Origin of the sequence: Niabella aurantiaca DSM 17617 (assembly GCF_000374125.1) — a bacterium.
Lineage (GTDB): Bacteria > Bacteroidota > Bacteroidia > Chitinophagales > Chitinophagaceae > Niabella > Niabella aurantiaca.
Map to the genome: position 1 here is coordinate 139773 of NZ_KB893648.1, position 22691 is coordinate 162463.

General features: G+C 48.6%; 19 protein-coding genes. 10 read left to right on the plus strand and 9 right to left on the minus strand.

Annotated features, from left to right (window positions below; all coding sequences use genetic code 11):
* Window positions 1-87: 87 nt before the first annotated feature.
* From B160_RS0126425 to B160_RS0126450, 6 genes are read right to left on the minus strand one after another with little or no spacing between them, the layout of a single operon-like run.
* The gene (locus tag B160_RS0126425) at window positions 88-1131 is read right to left on the minus strand and encodes a hypothetical protein (RefSeq protein WP_157558244.1); all 1044 of its coding nucleotides are present in this window, start codon (window positions 1129-1131) and stop codon (window positions 88-90) included.
* 26 nt (window positions 1132-1157) lie between these two features.
* The gene (locus B160_RS0126430) at window positions 1158-1892 is read right to left on the minus strand and encodes a DUF4595 domain-containing protein (protein WP_018630987.1); all 735 of its coding nucleotides are present in this window, start codon (window positions 1890-1892) and stop codon (window positions 1158-1160) included.
* 11 nt (window positions 1893-1903) lie between these two features.
* The gene (locus B160_RS0126435; protein WP_018630988.1) at window positions 1904-2647 is read right to left on the minus strand and encodes a hypothetical protein; all 744 of its coding nucleotides are present in this window, start codon (window positions 2645-2647) and stop codon (window positions 1904-1906) included.
* Between the two features lie 24 nt (window positions 2648-2671).
* Window positions 2672-3088, minus strand: a complete 417-nt coding sequence (locus B160_RS0126440) for a hypothetical protein (RefSeq protein WP_018630989.1) — start codon at window positions 3086-3088, stop codon at window positions 2672-2674.
* Window positions 3085-3669: a hypothetical protein gene (locus tag B160_RS0126445; protein WP_018630990.1), complete on the minus strand. Its 585-nt coding sequence runs from the start codon at window positions 3667-3669 to the stop codon at window positions 3085-3087. Before B160_RS0126445 ends, B160_RS0126440 begins: the two co-directional genes overlap by 4 nt.
* A gap of 37 nt (window positions 3670-3706) precedes the next feature.
* Window positions 3707-4741 carry a hypothetical protein gene (locus B160_RS0126450; protein ID WP_040680531.1) on the minus strand — a complete coding sequence of 345 codons (1035 nt, stop codon included), beginning with the start codon at window positions 4739-4741 and terminating at the stop codon, window positions 3707-3709.
* A 1-nt stretch (window position 4742) separates the two neighbouring features.
* Between B160_RS0126450 and B160_RS30225 the strand changes: the two genes are divergently transcribed.
* Window positions 4743-4928, plus strand: coding sequence for a hypothetical protein (locus tag B160_RS30225; RefSeq protein ID WP_040680532.1), 186 nt, complete (start codon window positions 4743-4745; stop codon window positions 4926-4928).
* An 86-nt stretch (window positions 4929-5014) separates the two neighbouring features.
* Here the strand turns inward: B160_RS30225 and B160_RS0126455 are convergent, their stop codons facing one another.
* Complete coding sequence (locus B160_RS0126455) at window positions 5015-5347, minus strand: PH domain-containing protein (protein ID WP_018630992.1); 333 nt, start codon at window positions 5345-5347, stop codon at window positions 5015-5017.
* Between the two features lie 29 nt (window positions 5348-5376).
* Window positions 5377-6096 carry a DUF4595 domain-containing protein gene (locus tag B160_RS0126460; RefSeq protein WP_018630993.1) on the minus strand — a complete coding sequence of 240 codons (720 nt, stop codon included), beginning with the start codon at window positions 6094-6096 and terminating at the stop codon, window positions 5377-5379.
* A gap of 437 nt (window positions 6097-6533) precedes the next feature.
* On the opposite strand from B160_RS0126460, the gene B160_RS0126480 reads away from it, so the two are divergent.
* From B160_RS0126480 to B160_RS0126490, 3 genes are read left to right on the plus strand one after another with little or no spacing between them, the layout of a single operon-like run.
* Window positions 6534-9569: a ligand-binding sensor domain-containing protein gene (locus B160_RS0126480; RefSeq protein ID WP_018630997.1), complete on the plus strand. Its 3036-nt coding sequence runs from the start codon at window positions 6534-6536 to the stop codon at window positions 9567-9569.
* Between the two features lie 12 nt (window positions 9570-9581).
* Window positions 9582-10340, plus strand: coding sequence for a LytR/AlgR family response regulator transcription factor (locus tag B160_RS0126485; protein WP_157558246.1), 759 nt, complete (start codon window positions 9582-9584; stop codon window positions 10338-10340).
* 23 nt (window positions 10341-10363) lie between these two features.
* Window positions 10364-10756 carry a helix-turn-helix domain-containing protein gene (locus B160_RS0126490; protein WP_018630999.1) on the plus strand — a complete coding sequence of 131 codons (393 nt, stop codon included), beginning with the start codon at window positions 10364-10366 and terminating at the stop codon, window positions 10754-10756.
* Window positions 10757-10875: 119 nt separating this feature from the next.
* Here the strand turns inward: B160_RS0126490 and B160_RS0126495 are convergent, their stop codons facing one another.
* The gene (locus B160_RS0126495; protein ID WP_018631000.1) at window positions 10876-11469 is read right to left on the minus strand and encodes an HD domain-containing protein; all 594 of its coding nucleotides are present in this window, start codon (window positions 11467-11469) and stop codon (window positions 10876-10878) included.
* 883 nt (window positions 11470-12352) lie between these two features.
* Between B160_RS0126495 and B160_RS0126510 the strand changes: the two genes are divergently transcribed.
* From B160_RS0126510 to B160_RS0126540, 6 genes are all read left to right on the plus strand, one after another.
* Window positions 12353-12898, plus strand: a complete 546-nt coding sequence (locus tag B160_RS0126510; RefSeq protein WP_018631002.1) for a sigma-70 family RNA polymerase sigma factor — start codon at window positions 12353-12355, stop codon at window positions 12896-12898.
* Between the two features lie 36 nt (window positions 12899-12934).
* A complete protein-coding gene (locus B160_RS30940) occupies window positions 12935-14068 on the plus strand; it encodes a FecR family protein (RefSeq protein WP_018631003.1) in 1134 nt (377 codons plus the stop codon).
* A 118-nt stretch (window positions 14069-14186) separates the two neighbouring features.
* The gene (locus B160_RS0126525) at window positions 14187-15746 is read left to right on the plus strand and encodes a right-handed parallel beta-helix repeat-containing protein (RefSeq protein ID WP_018631005.1); all 1560 of its coding nucleotides are present in this window, start codon (window positions 14187-14189) and stop codon (window positions 15744-15746) included.
* A 154-nt stretch (window positions 15747-15900) separates the two neighbouring features.
* A complete protein-coding gene (locus tag B160_RS0126530; protein WP_211218115.1) occupies window positions 15901-19305 on the plus strand; it encodes a TonB-dependent receptor in 3405 nt (1134 codons plus the stop codon).
* Between the two features lie 23 nt (window positions 19306-19328).
* Window positions 19329-21194: a RagB/SusD family nutrient uptake outer membrane protein gene (locus B160_RS0126535; RefSeq protein WP_018631007.1), complete on the plus strand. Its 1866-nt coding sequence runs from the start codon at window positions 19329-19331 to the stop codon at window positions 21192-21194.
* 42 nt (window positions 21195-21236) lie between these two features.
* Window positions 21237-22553, plus strand: coding sequence for an IPT/TIG domain-containing protein (locus tag B160_RS0126540; protein WP_157558247.1), 1317 nt, complete (start codon window positions 21237-21239; stop codon window positions 22551-22553).
* Window positions 22554-22691 lie beyond the last annotated feature (138 nt).

The following is a 22691-nucleotide window of genomic DNA, read 5'->3' on the forward strand; positions in this document are numbered from 1 at the left end:
GAATAAATTCCGGTAACGGCACCAGGCTCCCGGAATAAAACTCCACAGGAAGCGGCCCACGGACCATCCTCCGTTCAAAACGCTTTTTTATTTTACCAGGATGTCCCGGAAATAGCTTTCCGTATTTAAGGAATACAAAAGGCTGCCGTTTTTCCAGCATCTTGCCATTGCTTCCACGCTTGTTCCTGCTTCGCCACCTACGACGTACACGTCATTTCCCTGCACGGCAATTGCGCCGGCGGAAGTGGTCTTTTGAGCGCCGGAAACCGGATTGTCAATCCCGTTTTTCCAGTATCGGACATTATTGGCCGTACTGGGATTGCGTTCGGAACCGGCTATGTAAATTGTATTGTTGCGGATCACAATACCGTTTGCATAACCATTGTATTGCTGGTTGGTAAGGGAAACAGGCGTTCCGTTCTTCCAATACCTGGCCACATATACTCCGGAGGTAAGCCCTTGTTCATAACCGGTAACATAAATATCATTACCATCTACAACCAGGTCGGTGGTATAGGCATCCCTGTTACCATCAGTAAGTACAATTTCGGCTCCGTTCTTCCAGTATTTGGCGACGCTTTTGCCGGTAATGTTGCTTTTTTCGTTACCCGCTACATAAACGGTTCCGTTTGCGATTTTGATGGCATTGGCATAAGCATTGTTCTGGCCATTGGTAAGGGCTACCGGCGTTCCGTTCTTCCAGTATTTTGCAATATAAGCGCCGTTAACACTGTTTTGCTCATGGCCTGCCACATATACATCCCGGCCGTCGGTCACCACACCATACGCATACGCATTTCTGTTGCCCTCGTTCAATGAAACGGACGTTCCATTCTTCCAGTATTTGGCCACAGAATGGGTATTGTCGAATTCGTATCCTGCTACGTAAATATCGCCTGCGTCCGATATGCCAATAGCAGTGGCAAAGGCATTGTAGGAACCGTTCGTCAGGGCTGTTGCTTTGCCGTCTTTCCAGTACTTGGCAATATAGGTATCGGTGGCGCTGTTCAGCTCATTGCCTGCTATATAAACGCCGGAGGCGGTATTGTTATCTGCTGTATCAGCATGCTTTTTTTTACATGCGCATACTGCGGAAAGCAGGATGAGTAGCAGTATGTACTTTTTTATCATAAGAACGTTTTTATCATTACATGCGATCAGCCGCATTGGTATTCGTAATGCCATGTTTTACTGCTGTTGCCGGTTGTTTTTGTCATGGAAATAATTTTTCCATCTTTATCAAACTGGTAACTGATCGTTATGATGCCGTTCTCAGACCGGATGCTTTTAAGCAGATTTTTATTCCGGTACAGTTTATCTCCCCTGCCCAAAGTGGGCAATAGATTGATATACCAGTAGTCTCCGGGTTGCACCAGCTTGTCAGTATAGTATTCATAGCGGTAGCCGTTGTCCAGTTCCCTTTTCACGTCATTCGATGTTTCAGAAATAAAATTGCCGTTGTTCCAGGTAAGTGTAGCCTGTATGGGCGCTGCGCCGGATGAAAGAACGGTCGTGATCCCCGTCAATGCCGTTCCGCTGAACGTATAGGATCTGAACGCCCAGCTGGTGATCCCTCCGTGCCAGGTTTCCTCAAACAGGTTACTCATCATTCCGTTGCATCCCAATGTCATTACACGTTTATACAAAAGAGAGTCATTTCTGGTTTCCGTTGCAACGATCGTATTGCTGCAGTAATCGAAGCGGGTAAAATATCCATTCCGCCCGGTGATGCGTTGTACCCTGCCTTTGGCATCATATAAAAAGCGAAGGGTGTCTTCCGCATCGCTGGTCATCCCGGTGATCCGGCATCCCGGTAAAGGGGCAGGAGTCGTTGCAGGACCGGAGAGTCCAGCGATAAAAGCAAGAACGGGCAGAAAGTATGCGGATGTCATGTTAACGGGATTTAATTGCAATGGTATTCGTAAGTATAAGTAGATGGATTGCTGTTGTTTTGATCGGTTACGGTCATGGAAATAATTTTTCCATTGCTGTCAAAAGCGTAATTATAGTTGCTGATCTCCGTTTCCGGAACGCCGGGAGTGGAACTTCCGGGATTGTTGTCAATATATATGCTGGTTCGTTTCTTTACCAGGTTTTTATTGCGGATCGTTTCTACACCGTTTTCTAATAGATCCCACGAGAAATAATCACCCGGGCTGTAAGGTTTGCCGGTATCATATTCATACGATGTGCTTTGGCTGTAGTCGGCCCCCTGTATCTGCTCCGTGATCATATTGCCATTGCTCCAGGTGTATGTCCGTATATTATTTCCGGAGTATTTGTTAACGGTTGATCGTTTCAGTTTTGTTCCATCATATTCGTAGGTTCTTTTTTCCCACTGCGTGCCGCTGTTGTTGTATTCCCTTCTTTCAAAGGCCAGCAGGCCATTGCTGTTGAGGGCATATACGGATTTCCAGGTGCCTTCTTTTATGATCGAGTCGCCAACGTATCGGAAGCTTGTAGCCCAACTGCCGTAGTCCACAGTCAGTATTCTTCCTTTTGCATCGTAACTGAATACTTCGGTATTGCTCAATGGCTCAGTGATTTTTATAATGCGGCAGTCGGGCTTATTGCCGGAATCGTCTTTTTTACAACCGGTGAAACTGAAGATGCAGAAGGTTGCCGCAAGAAAAATACAGAATTTCATGTCAGTAGATTTATCTTTTTTTGTTTAATTGGTGCCGTTTCCGCCGGGTGCGTCCGTACTGCTGTAGAACTTGTTTTTCCACAAAAACACAGCCGTTGCAGTTTCCGTTATGGCAAAAAATTTTACAGGCCAGTTATAGTCCCATCCACTTAATGGAGCCAACACCAGAAACAGCAATGCGCCCACAGCCGCTATTTCCATCATCAGGTACCGGGCAGCCCGGCCTTCCAGCCCCTTTGCAATGCGCTCCATTCCCGAACCAAAGCAGCAGACTGCCGAGAACACGCCTGCCACGGCAAAGGAAACAATCGTAAGGGCGCGGGAAGAAGACCGGAACATCAATGCGGATAGTAGAATATCCAGGACTGCTGCGGCTGCCAGCAACAGCAGGTTGATCCCCAGGCAACGCAGCAAAACCCCTATATTCCTTTTTAAACTCATTGGTTGCTGTGCTTAAATCGTACTTCTTTTTCCATGCATGGCTTTATTAAATTAAAGATGGAATCTCTTCTTTCCGCATTGTTTTGGTAACTGTCCTCCATATTGTGCTCAAACATTGTTTTGGCGGCTACAATTGTCTTCAACTCGTCGTCCGTTCCGTTTTTTGCGGCGGCAATAACCTGATCGGTCAATGCGCAATAGGTCTTTGCAACGGTAGCGGCATCACTGTATGCCAACGGCAACATGGCCGGCAAATCGCTTTCGCCGGCTGCGGCTTTTGCAGGTGTTGCGGTTTCCATGCTGTTGGAAGGCGCTTCATCGCATTTTTTCATTCCGTCCATAATGAGTTGATAGGTTTTGTTGTCTTTAAAATATTTGCTGTCCACTTCTTTCTCATAGGCTTTCTTTTCCGCTGATGCCGCCTCTTTTTCAGCGCCGCCGGCGGCGTTGTGCTCTTTTGTATTCAGTTCGCAATATTTGTCAATCACTTTTTGCACATCGTTATCCTTACTGCCGCATGATGCGCTGAATACAAATATGGATATGGTGATTGTTTTTAAGATGATGTTGTACTTTTTCATGCGCTGTTTTATTTATATATTTTTAAACCCTGTTACACTATTTTATAGCACTGCACTCAATAAACGTATCGTTCCACAATCCTTTTAGATAAGGGGAACCGTAAGTGCCTCCGCCGGCGTAGCTTTCATCAATGGTAACTGAAGCAATATGACAGGTGCCATCTTTTTCTTTATATAACAGGTAGATCTCCGCATTTGACCTGCGCGATACCGGGAAACCGGTTTGACTGTCTGTATAAATTGTCCACCCGGTGGCGCTGTAAGGATAAATTTTGTGGCTGATGTAGGTAAGCCCCCACTGGCTGATATAAGATTTGATCATTGGGGTAAGCCTTGCGGAGCTCAGCATGGCGTCGCCGGAAGTAAAGGGCTTGTTCCACCAGTCCGGAAGCCTGTTCAGCTTTGCTTTCATCATTTCTTTCATCTCAAGCGCTTCATAGCGCTTTTTTGTATTGCCCATAAGTGTGGCACCGTCTTTTGCACTGAATTGATAATCCAGCGTACCCAGCGCTATTATATTCTTTTCGCTTTCCAGCGGTTTTCCCCAATCGTCAAAGGAATAATTCCATAGCACCAGCTGCACAGCATAGGTTCCGTTGGCGGGAAAATATTGCCTAATATTGATCTCACTGGTATAGTTATCCATCCCCGCCGCAAATTTGAGCTCGCTGATTTTCTCCGGCAGCTCCGTGGTTCCCTGTAGCGTGGATATTTTGGAGGGCTCCGGCAGTACATCGAAATTGAACGCCGTATTTTTTTCTTCCCCCTCCCTTATTAAAATCGGGCGGCTTCTGTTATAAACGGTGTATTTGATCGTCTGATCGTAATTGAGCTGGTCTGGGCTTTTCCCTTTCGGTGTGATCAGTATGCCATAATTCAGATAGTGAAAACCCTTGGCCGGCTGTGCGTCTAATTTGAATGCCTCGGAAAGGGTTTTGTCGCTAAGTTCTAATCTTCCGTAAATAAAATCCCCGGAGGTAAAGCTTGTTTTTGCCCCGGCATTGCTGTTGGTAAACGGTTGGGTGGAAAAGTAAAACTTTACATCCGGTAATACGATAAAGGGATATTCCATTTTGGTGTTGTTTGATGTGGATGAAGAGGCCGTGGCTCCGGCGTTATTGGATGTCGGCACGGGCGCTGTTGAGCTGCCGGATCCGGTTGCAGTGGCGGCGGATCCCGAGCTCTGTGGATTTGAAGTTGTCGCTTTATTAACGGCCGATGCGGCTTTTTGCTTTAGCTTATTTAATAGCTGGGCATAACCGGGCATTGAAAAAGCAACGCTTAAAAAGAGAAGGAATGAAACGGTTTTCATATCAAATATTTTTAGATAACGGAAATGTGCTGGCTAGTCGTTTTGAATGGCGGCCACTAATTTGTCAATACTCATCACCCCATAATTGAACGTGTGCACAGATTGATCCGACATGGTTACCAGCACTTTTTTTGAAAGAAAGTTCTTTTGGGTATTCACCTCTCGTATCTCCATTTTATTAAATGTCAGCAGACCCTCGCGGTTGTAAACGGATAAAGAAAATGAGTGGTCGTCATGTTGTGGCAGGAACAGCAACCGTTGATTGGTGACCGTGAGTTTGCCTGCCACCGGTTTGCCATTCGGTGGAATGTAGTAAATGGCCCAGGTATCAGTGATTGCTTCTGCGGGTTGGAGTGCTATCTTCATACATTTATTTTTTAAGTTTTTTAATTGGATCAGTTGCATTTGTATTGATACATGCATGTACGGGTATCCCAGTCCTCTGCCTCCTTCATGCCTGTTATTTTTCCCTTGCTGTCAAAGACATAGCTGATCCGTGTTGTTTCTGGCCCGCTGATGCTTTTCAGCAGGTTTTTGGGTTGCAGGGATCTCATGCCTGTTAACAAAGCGGTTTCGCTCCAGTAATCGCCCGGGCGCGACGCCTGATCTTCGTAATATTGAAAGGTGTTTACCCCATCCGGTTTTTTACGGGCGTCATAGTAGGCGATCTTTACGGGGTTGCCGTTACGCCATGTATATACTTCGTAGGAGGTATATGCGGCACCCAGATAGTCGGTATGGGTAACCTTACGGAGTTGCATGCCATCGTACTCGAAAATGCGGATATGCCAGGTACTGCCGTCTGTTTTTCCTTCTCTTGCCCAGGTTACCAGCCCGTTCCGGTTGATCACGTAGATCGTTTTTTCATCTGCGAGCCCGTCAATGAAGCTTTCTGCTATCACAGTATCTCCCCGGTATAGGAACCGGTTGATGAAATTTCCCTGCAACCGGGTTACAGTCTCCAGTCTTCCAATCGTATCGTAGTCCAGCCGGTACGCATCGCCGAAGGAATAGCGCAGATTGACAATACAGCAGGCAGGCTGGCGGGATGAAGTATGTTGCTTCCATCCTGAAGGGAGCACAAACCATAGTAAAAAAGTATACAGGAAGCTCATTCTATTTCATTTTTTAAGCAATATTAGAGATGCCACCGGCGCAGGTCAACCGGCGTTTTGTTTCTGGCGGGTTTGGTTTCACGGGTGGCGGTGTTTCCCGAACGTTGATTCATCCGGATTGTGCTAATTTTATACTGAAGTTGTCTGATCTTTTCAGCAGGTCGCCCCGGTGGGCCAGCCCGGTAAGGGCATTATACCGGTAAGATGGATCAACGGAACAGCATATGGCCCCATCGGAGAGACCTGGTTGCTGCAATCCGAAAAGCTTAAACAACTCTGTAGTTAAACGGCGAAAAATAAATATGCGGTCAGGATTTTTTTAGTGGCGGGCGGGAAACCATTAACGGCGGGTGCCCGTTTGCAGATGGCCGGGATCAATCGGCCCTGATGTTTCAGCTGTTCTTTTTAAGCGTTCACCAGCTAACTTTATAGTAATTATGCGTGCTGTACTGCTACTGATATTATTGGGTAAGGTTGCTATGGCCTGCAGCCAACCGCTATTGTTTGAAAATTATTCGTCCAGACACGGGCTTTCGCAAAACAGCTGTTTCAGCATTGCGCAGGATGCCGATGGCTATATGTGGTTTGGCACACAGGACGGGCTGAACCGGTACGATGGAAGAGAGTTTAAAGTATATCTGCCACAAACATCCGAAGGTGAAAAGCTTCCATCCAATTATATTTCTTCCTTATTTTTCAGCGAAAGCGAAAATTTGTTATGGATCGCCACTATGGGAGGGGTCTGTCTTTATGTGCCTGCCGGTGATTCACTGGCCGCCATAGACGAGTTATTTCCATTTGCGAAGCCTTTAAAAACGGTCGCGGTAAAAAAAATAACGTCCTTTACTCCTGATGAGTATTGGGTAGTGACCTTCAATAAAGGACTGATTTATCTGAATGTGAAGACCAGGACACTGCGCACATATTTTGCCCAGAATTCTTACAGGCATCAGGTGAGCAGCGTTGTCTCCCACCGGGGTAAAATCATTGCTGCCACGCAGCATACGCTTTTTGAGCTTCGGCGGGCCGGTGACGATTTTCAACCGGAACCACTACTGCCCGCTTATCATTTTCCGGAAATAAAAGATCTGTATTCTTTTAATAGTTCGTTATGGGTCGGAACGTTAACGGGAGGCTGCTATTATATCGAAGCGCCTATGGCGCAAGTGTCCAATATCAAACATTTTGAAACGGGGGCCGGGGGTATCGGTTGTTTTGCCGCAGATGCCGAAGGCAATTTGTGGATCGGTTCCCGCGGCTTTGGCATTATGCGCTATTCGCCGGCCGCTGGCCGGCTTATTAAAGCCGTACATAATCCGTATGATAACCGGTCGCCGGGCAAAAACTTTGTTTTGTCGCTTTATAAAGGCAGGGAAGGAATCATATGGTGCGGGCTTAGTGGTTCCGGACTGGCTAAGTACGACCCGCTCAAGTACCAGATCCACACGATCCAGAACGAGGCGAAGGAGCCTGCCTCGCTTCCGGATAATATGGTATTTGATATTTTTAAAAGCAGCGGCGGCGTTTACTATGCCGGTACGCAGAATAAAGGAATTGTGCAGTGGGACAGGAAAAAAGGGACGTTCTCTCAATTCCCGGGTACTTCCGTATTTGGAACATCTGCAAATACCATTTACGACATTACTGAAGATAAGCAAAAAAGCTTATGGATCGCGAGCTGGGCCGGATTGATGGAACTCAATCCAAAAACGCGGAAAATTGTTTATCACACCGGCGATAAAAACCTGCCTTCGGAAAAATTTTACGCCGTGGCGAAGCTTAGAAATGCAGACAGTTTGTTTTTAACCGGTGAGGATGGTGCGGTATTTTTTTCGTTGAAAAACCATCGCTGGTTACCCTGCCCCGGTCAGATTTTCCAGAATAATTTATTCATTGGCCGGTATATCTATGAAGACAGCGCCAACGTACTGTGGATATGCACTACGGGTGCCGGACTTATTAAATATGATATCAATGCGCAGTCTTTTGAGATAGCAGAGCCTGTACGGCAGATATCGGTGAATGCGCGTCATCTGTTACCGGATGGCGGGCTTTTCTGGATAGCGACAGATAATGGCGTGGTTGTTTATGACAGGGAACATAAAAAAGCGGTTGCCCACATCCTCCCCGGCAGTAAAAATTCCTCCAAAGTTTGCTATGCTGTACAAAAAGATAAGAACGGAGCAGTTTGGGTGAGTGCCAATACGGGGCTGTACAGGATCAATCCCTATACTTTTCGCGTAGAAAAAAATTACAACCTCGGTAACGGGCTTAGCTTTCTTGAATACAATACCGCCTGCGCCGTTACCGGGGAGGATGGAATGCTTCTTTTTGGCGGTATCGGTGGCATCACTGAGTTTAACCCATTATTATTAAAAGAAAATACGTTTAGCCCGGCACCGATTATTACCGGCATTAAAATAAATGAGATGCCCCTGCATGCCCTAAAATCAAGTATAGATCCGGGGTTGGTGCTTAAGTACAATGAAAACTTCATAACCATTAGTTTTGCTGCCACTAACTTCTCCAACGAAGCAAACAATCTTTTTTCCTGGCGCCTGGAAGGTCTGAATGATAATTGGAGCACCCCTGCACCCACCAATTACGCTACGTTTTCCAGCCTGCCTTCTGGTGACTACAGGTTTGAACTCCGTTCTGCGAACAGTGATGGTAAATGGGCCGCTGCGGTTACATCCATACCCATAACCATACATCCGCCATGGTGGCAAACCTGGGCTTTCAGGATAGCGGTGGCTGTGCTGTGTGCCGGCTTTATATTTTTCCTTGTTAACAGGAGGGCCAGGGTCATCCGCAGGGATGCGGCATTGAAGCAGCAGTTGGCAGAGCTGGAAATGAAAGGGCTTCATGCGCAGATGAACCCGCATTTTATCTTCAATTCGCTCAACAGTATTAAAGAAATGATATGGAATGATGATAAGACAAGCGCCAGCCGTTACCTCAGCAAATTTGCCCAGCTGATCCGCACGAGCCTGGAGCACTCGCGACAGACGTTTATTACGGTGGAACAATGTGTAGAGCACCTGCAGCAATACCTTGAGATGGAAAAACTACGATTTGACGAATTTTCCTATTCTATCAGCGTAGATGAAAAACTGGATGCGAATGAAGCGAAGATAGCGCCCATGCTTGTGCAGCCGCTGGTAGAAAATGCTATCTGGCACGGTTTGCGCGGAAAAGAGGGCGACCGGTTGCTTTTTATTCGTTTTTTTGGCAATAGCCATAAGCTCGTCTGCGAAATTGAAGACAACGGGATCGGCATCAAACAGGCAATGAAACGGCGGCAGCATACTATCCGGTCTCATCGATCGCTGGGTATTATCAATATTAAAGAAAGACTGGAGGTACTGAACGAAAAGTATAACATGAAGTGCACGTTAACGATATCGGACAAATCGGAGCTTACGGATGAGAACCGTAACGGAACGCTTGCCGTTTTTCAATTAATCAATTAAACAGGATAGAAAGTGATACGTACCATATTAATAGACGACGAACCGAGAGGTCTTAGTGCCTTAAGCAGTATGTTACAGGCGTATTGTCCGGAGCTGGAGATCATTGCAGCCTGCTCGGAGGTTACCGATGCAAAAGAAAAAACGAAAACACTTGATCCCCAGCTGGTGTTTCTTGATATTTCTTTGCGGGACAAAACCGGCTTTGACCTGCTGGCGGAACTGGATCCTGTTAACTTCGAAATCATCTTTGTTACCGCTCATAATCAATATACGTTGCGGGCTTTTCAGTACAGCGCTACCGATTATCTTTTAAAACCCATTGATGAAGATTTGCTGGTAAAGGCCGTGAAGAGGGCGGTGAAGCGTATTGAAGCCAGTGCATCCAACAATGTTTCCACGCTTCTTTATAACCTGAACAGGCTACACGCACAAAAAGAAATGAAGTTGTGCGTGCCTTCGCTGAAAGGGTTTGATGTGATAGATATTCAGGATATACTTTATTGTGAAGCGGGTGGCGTTTATACAAATATTCATTTCGCAAACCGTGCACAGATCTGCTCCTCAAAAGGACTTTCCGAATACGAAAAGCTGCTCACCGACTCCGGTTTTGTAAGGCCGCACAATTCATTCCTTGTTAACCTGCTCCATATTAAGCAATATATAAAAGGTGAAGGGGGTTCCCTTATCCTGTCTAACAATAAGGAAATCGTGGTAAGCCGGCGGCGTAAAGAAAGCATTATTAAAAGCATGAAGGAGATTTATAAATTTTAAGACCGATTTTACCGATATCCCGCATGAACGGTAATGGAGCCGTTGCAAAGCCGGCAGCGTTGCGTCAAAAATACTGCAGCCCGGTTACCGTTGCAGGAGACCTGTCTTCGATAGAAAAGAGTTTTCCTAAAAAAGTACGCGCGGCCATTGAGCAAGACCTGGTCAACGACCGGCTGAGCACAGACCTGCCGGGGCAGAAAATTGGCCTGAGCCGCACACAGCTTCACCGGAAGGTACCTGATCGGGTAAATCCCGGTGAGTCGATCAGGAGCATCCGCATGCAGCGTGCCATGACCTGCTGCAGCAACGTGTGTCCACGGTGGCCGAAGCGCCAGGTGGGATATACCAGTCCTGCTAACTTTTCCATGATCTTTTTCAAATATTTTGGCTACCCACCCGGTGCGGCTCCGGAGTGAAAAACCGGCTCCTGGGGATAGCGGCGCTCGCGATCGTGTTATGTGCTGGTCCGCGGCGGGTAAAAGTCCGGTAAATACCGTTGTTTGCGGCACTTGTTGCTCAATGGCGGTAAAGCGGATCAGTTCTTTTTTAAAAACCCTTTTTCCACGCTGTCATTGATCAGGTGCTCTGCAAAATGCCACAGGGCATCAGATCCTTTTTGGATGATCTTTTTCTTCTCATACACTTTATGGTAGTCCACCCCGTATTCCTTCCAGGTGCCCCCGTGGTTGGAGGCGTTCTGAAGCAAGGGCTCCAGCCGGTCCATGGCCCTTGCAAATTTGGCCTCCTCCGTTTCCCCGGCTTCAAATTCTTCCCAAAGAGCCACCAGGTCTTCTGCCTGCTGCTGGGGCAAGATTCCAAAGATCCGTTGCGCGGCCAGCCGTTCTTCCGTTGTATTGGAATGATCTTTTTGGGTGTCGTAGATGAATGTATCGCCGGCATCAATTTCGACAATATCGTGTATCAAAAGCATTTTAACGACTTTCAGAAGATCGATAGGCGCATTTGCATGTTCTGCTAAAACAACGGCCATCAACGCTAAGTGCCAGCTGTGCTCTGCATCGTTCTCGTTCCTGTTGCTATTGAATAACTTTGTTTTTCTGACGATATACTTAACCTTGTCGATCTCCTTTATAAATTCGATTTGTTTAAGTAGCTGCTCTGAAGACATTTCTATTGCGGTAGTGGATGAGAAAATGTTGTTAACCCGAAAACGCCGGATGCCGGTGCAGGACATTCAGCACAGGCATGACCGGCGGATCCTTACCGGCAAACATAGTAAAAAAAGCGTCCCGGATTGTTGACGGTAGGGTGCGCCCTGGCAAACGCATGTAAAATTGTAGAACCGGCGGTATAGCCACGATATTACCTGATAAGCGGTTGTTCGGAAAAATACCCTCCCCGGCTATATAATATGGATCATTCCCTAAGGTCCCCTGCGGAAGACCTTGGGGGAAGGCGAACCTGCGACGATCGGTTCTCCGGCAGGTGATCGATTATTATGATGACCCGGACGGAGCCCGGTAAACAGGGACACACTGTTGGCGAGCCCCCTGAACCTGTCGGAACAGGACAAGCAGGATTTTGAAATTTTCTTTGCTTCCTTACCAGCGTATTGCTTGTAAAAGCGGCCGGAGGATCAAAAATACCCTGAAGTGGGTATTTTTTGGAAGTCGCAGATAGGATTACTTTGTGTCTGGAAAGCAGCACTAAGCTGGTGTTTTTCGGCGGGTCTGCCCACCCCGTCGACGGTTCCGGAAAATTTTCCCCATCATATTTCCCTTGATGCATTTATTTGCATAAATACCAAAACCCGGGTATCCCAGGGATACCCCCGGCTTTATACCGCAGTTGAACGGTGTGAAAACGATTGCACGAAAGGACCGGATATTTTCAGAAAATCTTGTATTATATTTGGAGAGAACAGATTGTAGAGCGGCTCCCTTCTGCCCTGAAACAACATGTGGATGTTTGGGCAACGGGAATGATGCTGTATGAAGATAAAGGTTTCCGGAGAAGGTCTTCCTGTTCGTTTATTTAAACCAGTGTGCTTTATGTCGCAGCAGCAGGACACTTTATTGGTATTGAGATTAAAGGAGAATGACATTGCTGCATTTGATGAATTGTACCTGAAATATTTTAAGGTTCTGTGCGCGAATGCTTTTTTCTTTTTAAGGAATGAAAGCGAGGCCAAGGACCTTGTGCAGACATTGTTCCTGGATATATGGGAGAAAAAGATATACGAACATTTTCATAAAGATGTAAAGGGTTATCTTTTTTTGGCCGTGAAGAACCGCTGTTTGAATAGTATCAAAAGTAGCAAGGTAAAGGATGCCCGGGTGGAGCAGTTCAGCCGGTATTATGGCGATCAGATGCAGGGACAACAAGATACTGGTGATCTTCCGGATTACCAGGACCGGCTCGAAGCCTTGCTTTCTGATATGAAAGGACAGAAAAAGGCGGCCCTCAATATGGTTTACTTTAAGGATAAGAAATACAGTGAGGCCGCCCGGGAACTGGGCATTGGTGTGAACTCGCTGAAAACACATCTAAAAAGCGCGTTAAAAACATTAAGATTAGGGATGAACGGTAAAAAATAATTAACCCGGTTTGGGTTTTTGTTGTATTTATTGAAAATGACTCTTGATTACGATAAGATATTTGTGCTTTATCTGGAAAGCCTGACGGGGACCATTAGTCCCGAAGACGCAGTCCTGCTCCGTCAGCAACTCCGTACGGACGGATCTGTACGAAAGATATGGGAGCAATTGGAGCGGGAGGGGCAAACACCGGAGATGCAGCAGTTCCTGGACCGGCTGGATCCCGAAGCGGAACTTCGCCGGCTAAAAGAAAAAATACAACTGGCTAACAACAAGGCTCCGCTTCGGATAGGGCGCATGATCGCGGTGGCGGCAGCGGTCCTGGCACTTGTTTTTGCCGGTTATTTCCTGTTTAAAGAACGGAAGATCACCGATACAGGGGCTATCGCCGCGCGGATCCGGGAAAATAAAGGATCCATCCATCTCCGGTTGGCCTCCGGTGAATCGATTGACCTGAACCGCTCGAACGAACAGCTGACCTTGGGCCATACCACCCTGAACCTGGATTCCAGCGGCCTGGATTTCAGCTCTTCCGACACGGCCTCCAACCTGCTGTCCATTCCCAGGGGGGAGACCTATACGCTCACTTTGTCAGACGGGACCGTGGTTACCCTGAATGCAGACTCAAAGCTCCGCTTCCCTTTCCGCTTTGGCAGTCATACCCGCGATGTATATCTTGAAGGAGAGGCCTATTTCAAAGTGGCAAAGGACAGCCGGCATCCGTTCATAGTACGCACGCCGCTCACAGAGATCGAAGTGGTGGGTACCGAGTTCAATGTGAATACCTATAAAACCGGAACCGTTTCTACGGCACTGATAGAAGGAAAAGTGCTTACCGGTGTTCCTGGTGGAGCAGACCAGCCGCTGCAGCCCGGTTATGCGGCCATATACAACACTTCGGGGGGATTTAAGATCGAAGAAGTCGATACGGATGATATTGTGGCCTGGGTAAAAGGGGTCTATTATTTTCATAACCTGCCCTTTCATGACCTGGTAACGATGATGGAGCGGTCTTACGGTGTTGCCATTACAACGGACAGTCCCGCGCTTGCCAACAAAACGGTATCGGGCCTGATGGATAAGAATAACCTCCCCGAACTACTGGAAGATCTTAAGACAACGCTTGGGATCAAATATCATTATTCTGGGCACACATTGCATATTTATTAGGAGGTGTTTTTGGATCTTGTCATCTGAAATTTTAAAATTGTATTTGAAAAATTCACCCGGTTTTTAAAAAAGTTGTTGCCTGGTAGGAGCGATATGTCTTCCATATGAATCTTACAAAATGCAACGAGTAAAAAAAACGAGCGGATTGTTATTGATCCTGCTGACGATCGTTTGGACAGCCTGCGGTAAGCCTGCTTACCAGGATATAGTAAAAACAAAAGAACCGCTGGGGCATACCTATTATGTTGCCACGAACGGCAATGATGCTGCCGGCGGAAGTTTGAAAGCACCTTGGCAAAGCATCAACAATGCGCTGGCAAAGGCAATGGCGGGAGATACGATTCTGGTGCGGGCGGGGGTGTATTATGAAAAGATCAGCTTTACGCGTTCTGGGATACCGGGAAAGCCGATCGTACTAAAGGCATTTGAGGGCGAACGGCCGGTTATCGATGGCAGCAGGATCAGCGTAACCGGATGGGAAGCCCTGGTAACAATGACCAATGTGCAATACATCGTTCTGGATGGCTTTGATATCCGCAACCTGACCACTCCGGTCAAAGGTGCGGACCCGGAAGGGATCGTTGTCAATGGAAATGCCCGTCAGATCACCATTCAGCATTGCAATATCTATAATATAAAGAATACGGCTACACTGGAAAATGGGCGCAGCGGTCACGCCATCCTGGTGGTGGGTAACGGAACCCAGCCCATCACTGGTGTCGAAATTATGGGTTGTACGGTGCACAATACGCAAACCGGCACCAGCGAGAATATTACCCTGGCAGGTAATGTAGACGGATTTAAGATCACACACAATAAAGTATACGATACGGAAAATATCGGCATCATTATAGCGGATGGAGGCGGGCTGAACCCCGGAGGAAGCACGGCGACCAATTTTGCCCGCAATGGTGTGGTCAGCGATAACGAGCTGTACAACGTAAGTATGGCAAATAGCACCGATATATGGGGTATTAACAACTATGGCGCCATCGCAATTTATATATGCGGCGGAACAAACACGGTTGTGGAGCGGAACCGCGTGTACAACTGCGACCGGGGCATTGGGCTGGTGAGCGAAAACAATGCCTACCCGACCAAAAATGTGATCGTCCGGAATAATTTTGTGTACGACAACTGGCGTACAGGCATTTATATGGGCGACTACCTGAACTTTACCACAGCGGGCACTTATGACAGCTATGTGGTGAACAATACCCTTTACCGGAACAACAGGACCACGGGCGCCTTTGGTGAGATCGAAGGCGAGATCCGGCTTACGGAGCGTTGTTTTAATAATGTGATCCGCAATAATATCATTTATGCCGGGCCGGAAGATGTGTTCATTCATAAGTACACAACCACGGGAGCGGGTAATATAATCGACAATAACCTGTATTACACCCGTGGAACGCCGCAGTGGATCTGGAACAGCGTTGATGGTGCTTCGCTGAAAACTATGGATGACTGGAAAGCCGCCAGTGGCAGTGATGCGCAGTCTGTTTATGGGGTGGATCCGCTGCTGCTGGATCTTACGGTACCGGATCTGCATCTGCAGGCCGGTTCGCCGGCACGGAATGCGGGCGTTGTGATCGATGCGTCAATCCACGGGCTTACGGATATTGATGGTAAGCCGCGCATCGTCGATAACCGCATCAGCAAAGGAGCGCAGCAGTAAATAATTTGTAGCGAATAAAATTTTATTTTCTTTCCTTCACCCGGTTCGCCTGGCTTGTTGTATTAAACAAAGAGGAATGCTTGTCCACCTCTTTTCTTAAATCGAGATAAACTATTTTATGGGTAAAAAATGTATTAAAGATCGCTTTGTCCGGATGTCTTTTCTGAGATTGCTGCTATGCTGTTATGGCTGCTTCCATATCGGTGCCGGTATTCATGCGCAAAAAGGAACCCTGCAGTCGACGGTTACCATCCGGCAGCAGAACGGCTCCCTCTACCAGCTATTCCGGTCGATAAAAAAACAAACAGGGTTTGTGTTCTTTTACAGTAACCAGGTATTGAATGACCGGGAAAAAGTGAGCCTGAATGTACAGAACGCCCGGCTGGAGAAGGTGCTGGACGATCTGTTCCGGAACCGGGATGTCTCTTACCAGGTGCGGGGACAGAAGATCCTGCTGAGCGAAAAAAAGAAAGAGCCTGAAAAGATCATCGAAAAGCCGGCAAAGACCGTTCGCCGTGATAACGACAGTACATGGGTGAAGGGTACGGTGATGGATGCAGACGGGGCACCCATGGCTGGCGCATCGGTAATGCCCCGGGGAGTAGAAGGCAGAGGGGTTGTTACCAATGAAATGGGCATTTTTACTATTGATGCCCGGCCCGGGGATGTGCTGGATGTGTCCATGGTGGGCATGACACCCCAGGAAGTGATCGTGCCCAATAAAGGCATAATGAAGGTGACGCTTACAGTAAAGACCGATGCGATGAAAGATGTGGTGGTGGTAGGTTATGGAAAACAAACAAAGATCACGGTTACGGGCTCCGTGGCTTCGGTGAACATGGACGATATGCGCACGCCTGTTCCCAATCTTACCAACGCGCTGGCTGGGAAAGTAGCCGGGATCATTTCCGTACAGTCGAGCGGGGAGCCGGGCTATGATAATTCGACCTTTACGATCAGGGGGGTGGGGAGCTTTACGGGTAATACTTCCCCGCTGATCATTGTGGATGGAGTGCAGCGCGATGATGTAAACAGTACTTACGGTGGAGCGTTTAATAATATCGATCCGGAAGATGTAGCCAGTATTACGCTGCTGAAAGATGCATCATCCACAGCGATGTATGGTGCCAAAGGTGCCAACGGGGTGCTGATCATTACTACCAAAAGAGGGGTGGCCGGCAAGCCCAGGATCTCGCTGAAAGCAGAAACGGGCCTTACGGGTTTTACCAGGCGGCCGGAGATGCTGGATGGTATCAGCTATATGGAGCTTTACAACGAAGCCCGCACCAATATGGGGCTGGATGTGTTTTACAGCCAGGATCGGATCGACAAAACGGCCAGTGGACTGGATCCCTACCTGTATCCCAATGTGAGCTGGATGGACGCAGTGTATAAAAAATATGCTTCGCTCACCAATGTAAACCTGAATGTATCCGGTGGCGGTGAAACCGTAAGGTATTTTGTATCCGGTTCTTTTTATAACCAGGTGGGGCCTTACAAGGTGCAAAAGCTTAATGATTTTAATCCCAATCTTTCATTTAAGCGGTACGACTTCCGGACCAACCTGGATGTAAACCTTACCCCCTCTACCATATTGCAGATGAACCTGGGTGCTATGCTGGTGAATGCGCGGTATCCCGGCATTTCTGCAGGCGCTCTGTGGTACCAGACCTATGCCACTACGCCCGTTGCCTTTCCTACCCGGTACCCGGACGGGAAATGGGCCGGCCCTACCAGTAACGGCGGCAGCAACCCGCTCAACGAAGTGCAGAACAACGGGTATTCCACCGAGTTCCGGCCTACCGTACAATCGGTTTTCACGCTTACACAAAAGCTGGATGCCATTACCAAAGGGCTTTCGGCCTATGGCCGTTTTTCTTTCGACAGCTACGGGGAGTTTGACAACCGGCGTAAGGGCCTCAATGACCTGTACCTGGCAACGGGCAGGGATGATAACGGGGAACTGGTATATGTACAGAACCGCATCGGTCAGCAATTCCTGGGTTACGAGCGATCGGCAACCGGTGAGCGCACCATGTACCTGGAAGGGAACCTGAACTACGACCGGCACTTTGGAGCACACCGTATCGGCGCTATGGTATTGTTCAATATGCGCAACCGGCTTGTAAGTACGGCCGGCGATGTGATCGGTTCCATTCCTTACCGCAACCAGAGCCTGGCCGGGAGGATCAACTATGGTTACCTGGACCGGTACCTGCTGGAATTGAATGCCGGTTATACCGGTTCGGAGAATTTTGAAAAAAGAAAGAAATTCGGCTTTTTCCCTTCCGTTTCTGCGGGTTGGGTGGTTTCAAAAGAAAAATTCTTTGAAGGACTGAGCGATGCCATTTCGCTTTTAAAATTCCGGGCATCTTATGGCATCGTAGGCAATGATAATATACTGGGTTCCCGCTTTCCCTACCTGACCCAATTGGGAGAGGGTGGTGCAACCGGCTTTGGGCTGAATGGCGGATGGGCAGGCGGCATCACCGAAAAGATCATCGGGGTGGAGAACCTGACCTGGGAGCGCTCTTATAAGACCAATCTGGGCATCGAGATCGGGCTGTTTAGAAAACTGAACATTACGGCCGACTATTTTGTGGACAACCGGAAAAATATCCTCGTACAAAGAGGAACGGTATCTTCAATTGCGGGATACAATACCGGCAACACACAAATATTTGCCAACCTGGGTGAGGGGCGTAACGCAGGCATTGATGGAAATATTGAATATAATGACCAGGTGGGCAAGGTAGGACTGCGCATCTTTGGCAATGTTACCTATGCCGTTAATAAAATAAAGTTCCGGGACGAGCCGGCACGGCAATATGCCTACCAGCGAGCCACAGGCCACATGTTTGGCGAGTTTACCGGGTATATAGCAGATGGATTGTTTATCGATCCGGATGATATCAGCAGCCGGCCGGTGCAGCAGTTTGGTGTAGTGGCGCCTGGGGATGTGCGTTATGCAGACCTGAATGACGATAAGGTGATCAATGCGGGCGACTGGACCTTCCTGGGAAAGTCCTGGTTCCCGAAATGGCTTTATGGAACAGGTTTTACCGTCAGCTATCACAATTTTGACCTGTCTGCACTGTTCCAGGGTATTGCCGATGTAGGCATTATGGCCAATGGAACGGAGATCCGCGGCAATGGTGCCGGCGTGGATGGGGTAGGAGTGATCCCCTTCTCCGGGCTGGGTCAGTATCCCAATAACGCAATGAGCATTGTAAAAGATCGCTGGACGGCGGAAGATCCCCGGCAGGACGCTTATTACCCGCGCCTTACCGTGGCCGGAGTAACGGATAACAATTATATGAACAGCTCCCGGTGGTTGAAGGATGGCTCTTATCTGCGGTTGAAGCAGGCCTCAATGGGGTACAATATCGCTTCCGAAAAAATGAAGCGCTATGGCTTCAATTCCCTGTATGTCTACCTGTCTGGTCAAAACCTGCTGACCTTTTCCAAATTTAAATTATGGGATCCGGAGCTAGGATCCAATGGCGCTAAATACCCCATTACAAAGATGTACACATTCGGGATCAGGGCCCAGTTTTAAATCACTACTAATTTAATTTTAAGATGCATAAAGTTTTTACATACAGTCTTTCTCTCTGCTGCGCGGCGCTTTTCTTCAGCAGTTGTTCAAAGTACCTCGACAAGAAGCCGGATAACCTGCTTACCTCCGAGATCGTTTGGCAAAAGCGGTCTACGGCGGAGTCCTATCTGAACCAGGTATACAGCCATATACAGGTCACTACCGATGATTATAAGGGGCTGGGGGCCAGTGACGAAACTTCCTGCAGTATTGCCGGAGTACCGGTGCGCAAAATGATCACGGGCAACTGGAGCCCGCAAAGCGACTACTGGTACCACTGGCCCATTTATTATGAAGGCATCCGGCAGTCGCTCGTTTTTGAACAGAATATTGATAAAGTGCCACCCGGGGAAATGGGAGCGGAGCTGAAGGTGCAATACAAAAGCGAGGCCCGTTTTTTAAGGGGCTGGTTCTACTGGAACGTCCTGCGGCAGTATGGCCCCTTTGTATTGCTCCGGAACACCCTCGGGTTGAATGAGGACTTTAGCCAGTATACCCGTGCGCCTTTCGATTCCTGTGTGGCAGAGATCGGCCGGTTAATGGACGAGGCTGCGGCCGGGCTGCCCCGGACATGGGACCGGTCTTCTGATTACGGAAGACCTACAAAGGGAACCTGCCTGGCGGTAAAAGCGCAGGTTGCATTGCTGGCTGCAAGCCCGCTGTGGAATGGCAATACCGCGTTCAACGGCTTTAAGAATGCCGATGGCACGGTGCTGGCACCCCAGGTTTATGATGCCAATAAGTGGAAGATCGCAGCGGATGCAGCAAAGGCGGTCATTGATCTGAATGCGTACAAGCTTTATGTAAATACCGATGATGGCGATGCGGTATTTGATCCCCTGATATCTTACCGGAATGTGTTCATCTCCAACTGGAACAAGGAAATTATCTTCTCCTCCAATCTTGCAGGCGCCTATTGGTACTGGGCGCATGAAAAGCGCTGTGCGCCGGGCCCGGGCGGCATCAATATGCAGAATGCCACCCAGAACATCGTAGATGCGTTTTATATGCGGAACGGCCGTACCATCGACGATCCCGGTTCGGGCTATGTGGAAGAGGGTTTTGCACAGCAGGATGACCCGGCGCAATGGGGACTGGCAAAAGATGGCATCAACCGGGGCTACATAAAGGGCAACAGCAATATGTATGTAAACCGGGAAGCCCGTTTTTATGCAGCGGTTTCCTATAACGGAAAGCCGGTATTGTCTGCCCCGACCATGGACGACCGGAACTTTTTTTCTTCGGATCAGAACAAAGATGGCCGGGGCCGGACTGAGTTTTACTACTCCGGAAAATCCGGCTCCGTGGCAGTAAACAGCAGGGATATTACCGGCTATAATGTACAGAAATCGGTGAGCCCGGCTACCAATATCCGGAACGATCAGGCGGCTTATCGCCCGTTTATCCACATCCGTTATGCGGAGATCCTGCTGGACTATGTGGAAGCGCTGAATGAAATCGATCCCGGCAACCCGGATATTCTTCAGTACTTAAACGCCATAAGGATCCGGGCGGGCCTCCCGGGGCTGGAGACGGTATATCCCGCGGTAGTAGCCGATAAGGATGAGATGCGGAAGGCCATCCTCCGCGAACGGCAGATTGAGCTTTGTTTTGAAGGCGACCGTTATCTGACCCTGGTTCGCCGCCTGATGATGAACGATCCTAAAGTGCTCAATATTTACCGGATGAATGTGAACGCTAACGACAATAACCAGGGCTTCGGATTTGCCGGCTTTTACGACCGGAATCTTTTGGAGACCCGGTTCTGGGCCAACCGGATGTACCTGTTCCCGATCTACCAGGATGACCTGGATAAAACCAGCGGAATGGTGCAGAACCCCGGCTGGTAATGGACTTCAAACCAATTGATGATTGCTTTAAATAAATATACAATGCAAAAAAGACTTTTCTTTTCCATCCTATCGGGATGTCTGCTGACGGTTGTTTTGCTGGTGGCCTGTAAAAAAGATTCCGGTGACGTGGAGACCTCCGGCGCGCCCGCCATTGAAAGTTTTACACCCACGCGGGGAGCAGGCAGAACGGAGATCCTTATCAACGGAAAAAATTTCTCAGGGGATACTTCTGAGATATCCGTATCGATCAACGGAAAACCGCTGAAGATCATCGGCGCCAATGCCCGCCAGATCATGGCCCTGGTTCCGAAAAAAACCGGCTCCGGCCCGCTGACGGTCACCATCGGCGGACAAACTGCCACCAGTGCGGATCTCTTTACGTATCAGTTTATGCGCACCGTAACCACTTTTGCCGGAGGGGGGGTGCCCGGTTATTATAACGGCAAGGGTACCGATGCGCAGTTTCACTTTTCGGATCCCGTAAATAACTGGTACCGGAGTATGGGGATCGTTGTGGATAAAGACCTGAACATTTATGTTGCCGATCCGGGTAATCATTGCATCCGGAAGATCGACCCCGAAGGAAATGTGACGCTCTTTGCGGGCGCCCCCGGTGTATCGGGTTATGCAGACGGAAAAGGCGCCGAAGCCCGGTTCAGCCTGCCTTACGGCCTGGCGATCGATGCGGATGATAATGTTTATTGTGTGGACCCCGGCAACTGGGATATCCGGAAGATCAGCCCGGACGGAACAGCCACCACGCTGGGATTTGCGCCCGGCAGTCCCTGGGGGATCGCGGTAAATAAAGTCACGGGGATTCTTTATTATACCTGCACGGATGCAGGGAGTATCTATAGCATTCCGGTAGCCGGTGGCTCCAGCACCAAAGTTGCAGAAGGATTGTCGTACCCCGCGGGTATTGCCGTAGATGAGAGCGGAAACCTGTATGCGGCTATCAGCGGAGAGCAGGTGATCCGGAAATTTACCGCCGGCAGCTGGGCCTCTGCCGTCATTGCAGGAACCCCCAATGTGGCGGGATATGCCAACGGGGCAGGGGATAAAGCAATGTTTGCCTATCCCTGGGGGCTGGCTATTGATGAGGGTGGAAATCTTTATGTAGGCACCAATGGTACCTGGAATGGAGATCCCTCTGTTGGCGATCAGTCGGTGCGAATGATCCGGGCCAATACGTGGGAGGTAGATCCCTTTGCCGGAAGCGATGTTTCCGGGTATGCTGATGCGATCGGCACCAACGCAAAATTCTCGGCACCCATTGGCGTGACGGCAGATAAGAACGGGACCGTGTATGTGATGGACAAGAATAACAATGCGGTGCGGAAGATTGTTTCGGAATAACCGTGCTCCTTAGCGTTCCCTTGCTCCTTGCGGTTTAATGGTTACTCGACGTGCGCGGAGGTTCACAAAGATCAAATTGCATTCTCTTAGGTTCCCTGCATAAAAAAGGCTGGCAAGCGCCAGCCTTTTTGTTCCCGT

Excerpts from the sequence above, each read along its gene's own strand:
- B160_RS0126435 (WP_018630988.1), bottom strand. The coding sequence starts at position 2,647 with ATGAAATTCTGTATTTTTCTTGCGGCAACCTTCTGCATCTTCAGTTTC.
- B160_RS0126480 (WP_018630997.1), top strand. The coding sequence starts at position 6,534 with ATGCGTGCTGTACTGCTACTGATATTATTGGGTAAGGTTGCTATGGCC.
- B160_RS0126495 (WP_018631000.1), bottom strand. The coding sequence starts at position 11,469 with ATGTCTTCAGAGCAGCTACTTAAACAAATCGAATTTATAAAGGAGATC.
- B160_RS0126525 (WP_018631005.1), top strand. The coding sequence starts at position 14,187 with ATGCAACGAGTAAAAAAAACGAGCGGATTGTTATTGATCCTGCTGACG.
- B160_RS0126510 (WP_018631002.1), top strand. The coding sequence starts at position 12,353 with ATGTCGCAGCAGCAGGACACTTTATTGGTATTGAGATTAAAGGAGAAT.
- B160_RS0126460 (WP_018630993.1), bottom strand. The coding sequence starts at position 6,096 with ATGAGCTTCCTGTATACTTTTTTACTATGGTTTGTGCTCCCTTCAGGA.
- B160_RS0126425 (WP_157558244.1), bottom strand. The coding sequence starts at position 1,131 with ATGATAAAAAAGTACATACTGCTACTCATCCTGCTTTCCGCAGTATGC.
- B160_RS0126490 (WP_018630999.1), top strand. The coding sequence starts at position 10,364 with ATGAACGGTAATGGAGCCGTTGCAAAGCCGGCAGCGTTGCGTCAAAAA.
- B160_RS0126445 (WP_018630990.1), bottom strand. The coding sequence starts at position 3,669 with ATGAAAAAGTACAACATCATCTTAAAAACAATCACCATATCCATATTT.
- B160_RS0126440 (WP_018630989.1), bottom strand. The coding sequence starts at position 3,088 with ATGAGTTTAAAAAGGAATATAGGGGTTTTGCTGCGTTGCCTGGGGATC.
- B160_RS0126430 (WP_018630987.1), bottom strand. The coding sequence starts at position 1,892 with ATGACATCCGCATACTTTCTGCCCGTTCTTGCTTTTATCGCTGGACTC.
- B160_RS0126450 (WP_040680531.1), bottom strand. The coding sequence starts at position 4,741 with ATGGAATATCCCTTTATCGTATTACCGGATGTAAAGTTTTACTTTTCC.
- B160_RS0126530 (WP_211218115.1), top strand. The coding sequence starts at position 15,901 with ATGTCTTTTCTGAGATTGCTGCTATGCTGTTATGGCTGCTTCCATATC.
- B160_RS0126535 (WP_018631007.1), top strand. The coding sequence starts at position 19,329 with ATGCATAAAGTTTTTACATACAGTCTTTCTCTCTGCTGCGCGGCGCTT.
- B160_RS0126540 (WP_157558247.1), top strand. The coding sequence starts at position 21,237 with ATGCAAAAAAGACTTTTCTTTTCCATCCTATCGGGATGTCTGCTGACG.
- B160_RS0126455 (WP_018630992.1), bottom strand. The coding sequence starts at position 5,347 with ATGAAGATAGCACTCCAACCCGCAGAAGCAATCACTGATACCTGGGCC.
- B160_RS30940 (WP_018631003.1), top strand. The coding sequence starts at position 12,935 with ATGACTCTTGATTACGATAAGATATTTGTGCTTTATCTGGAAAGCCTG.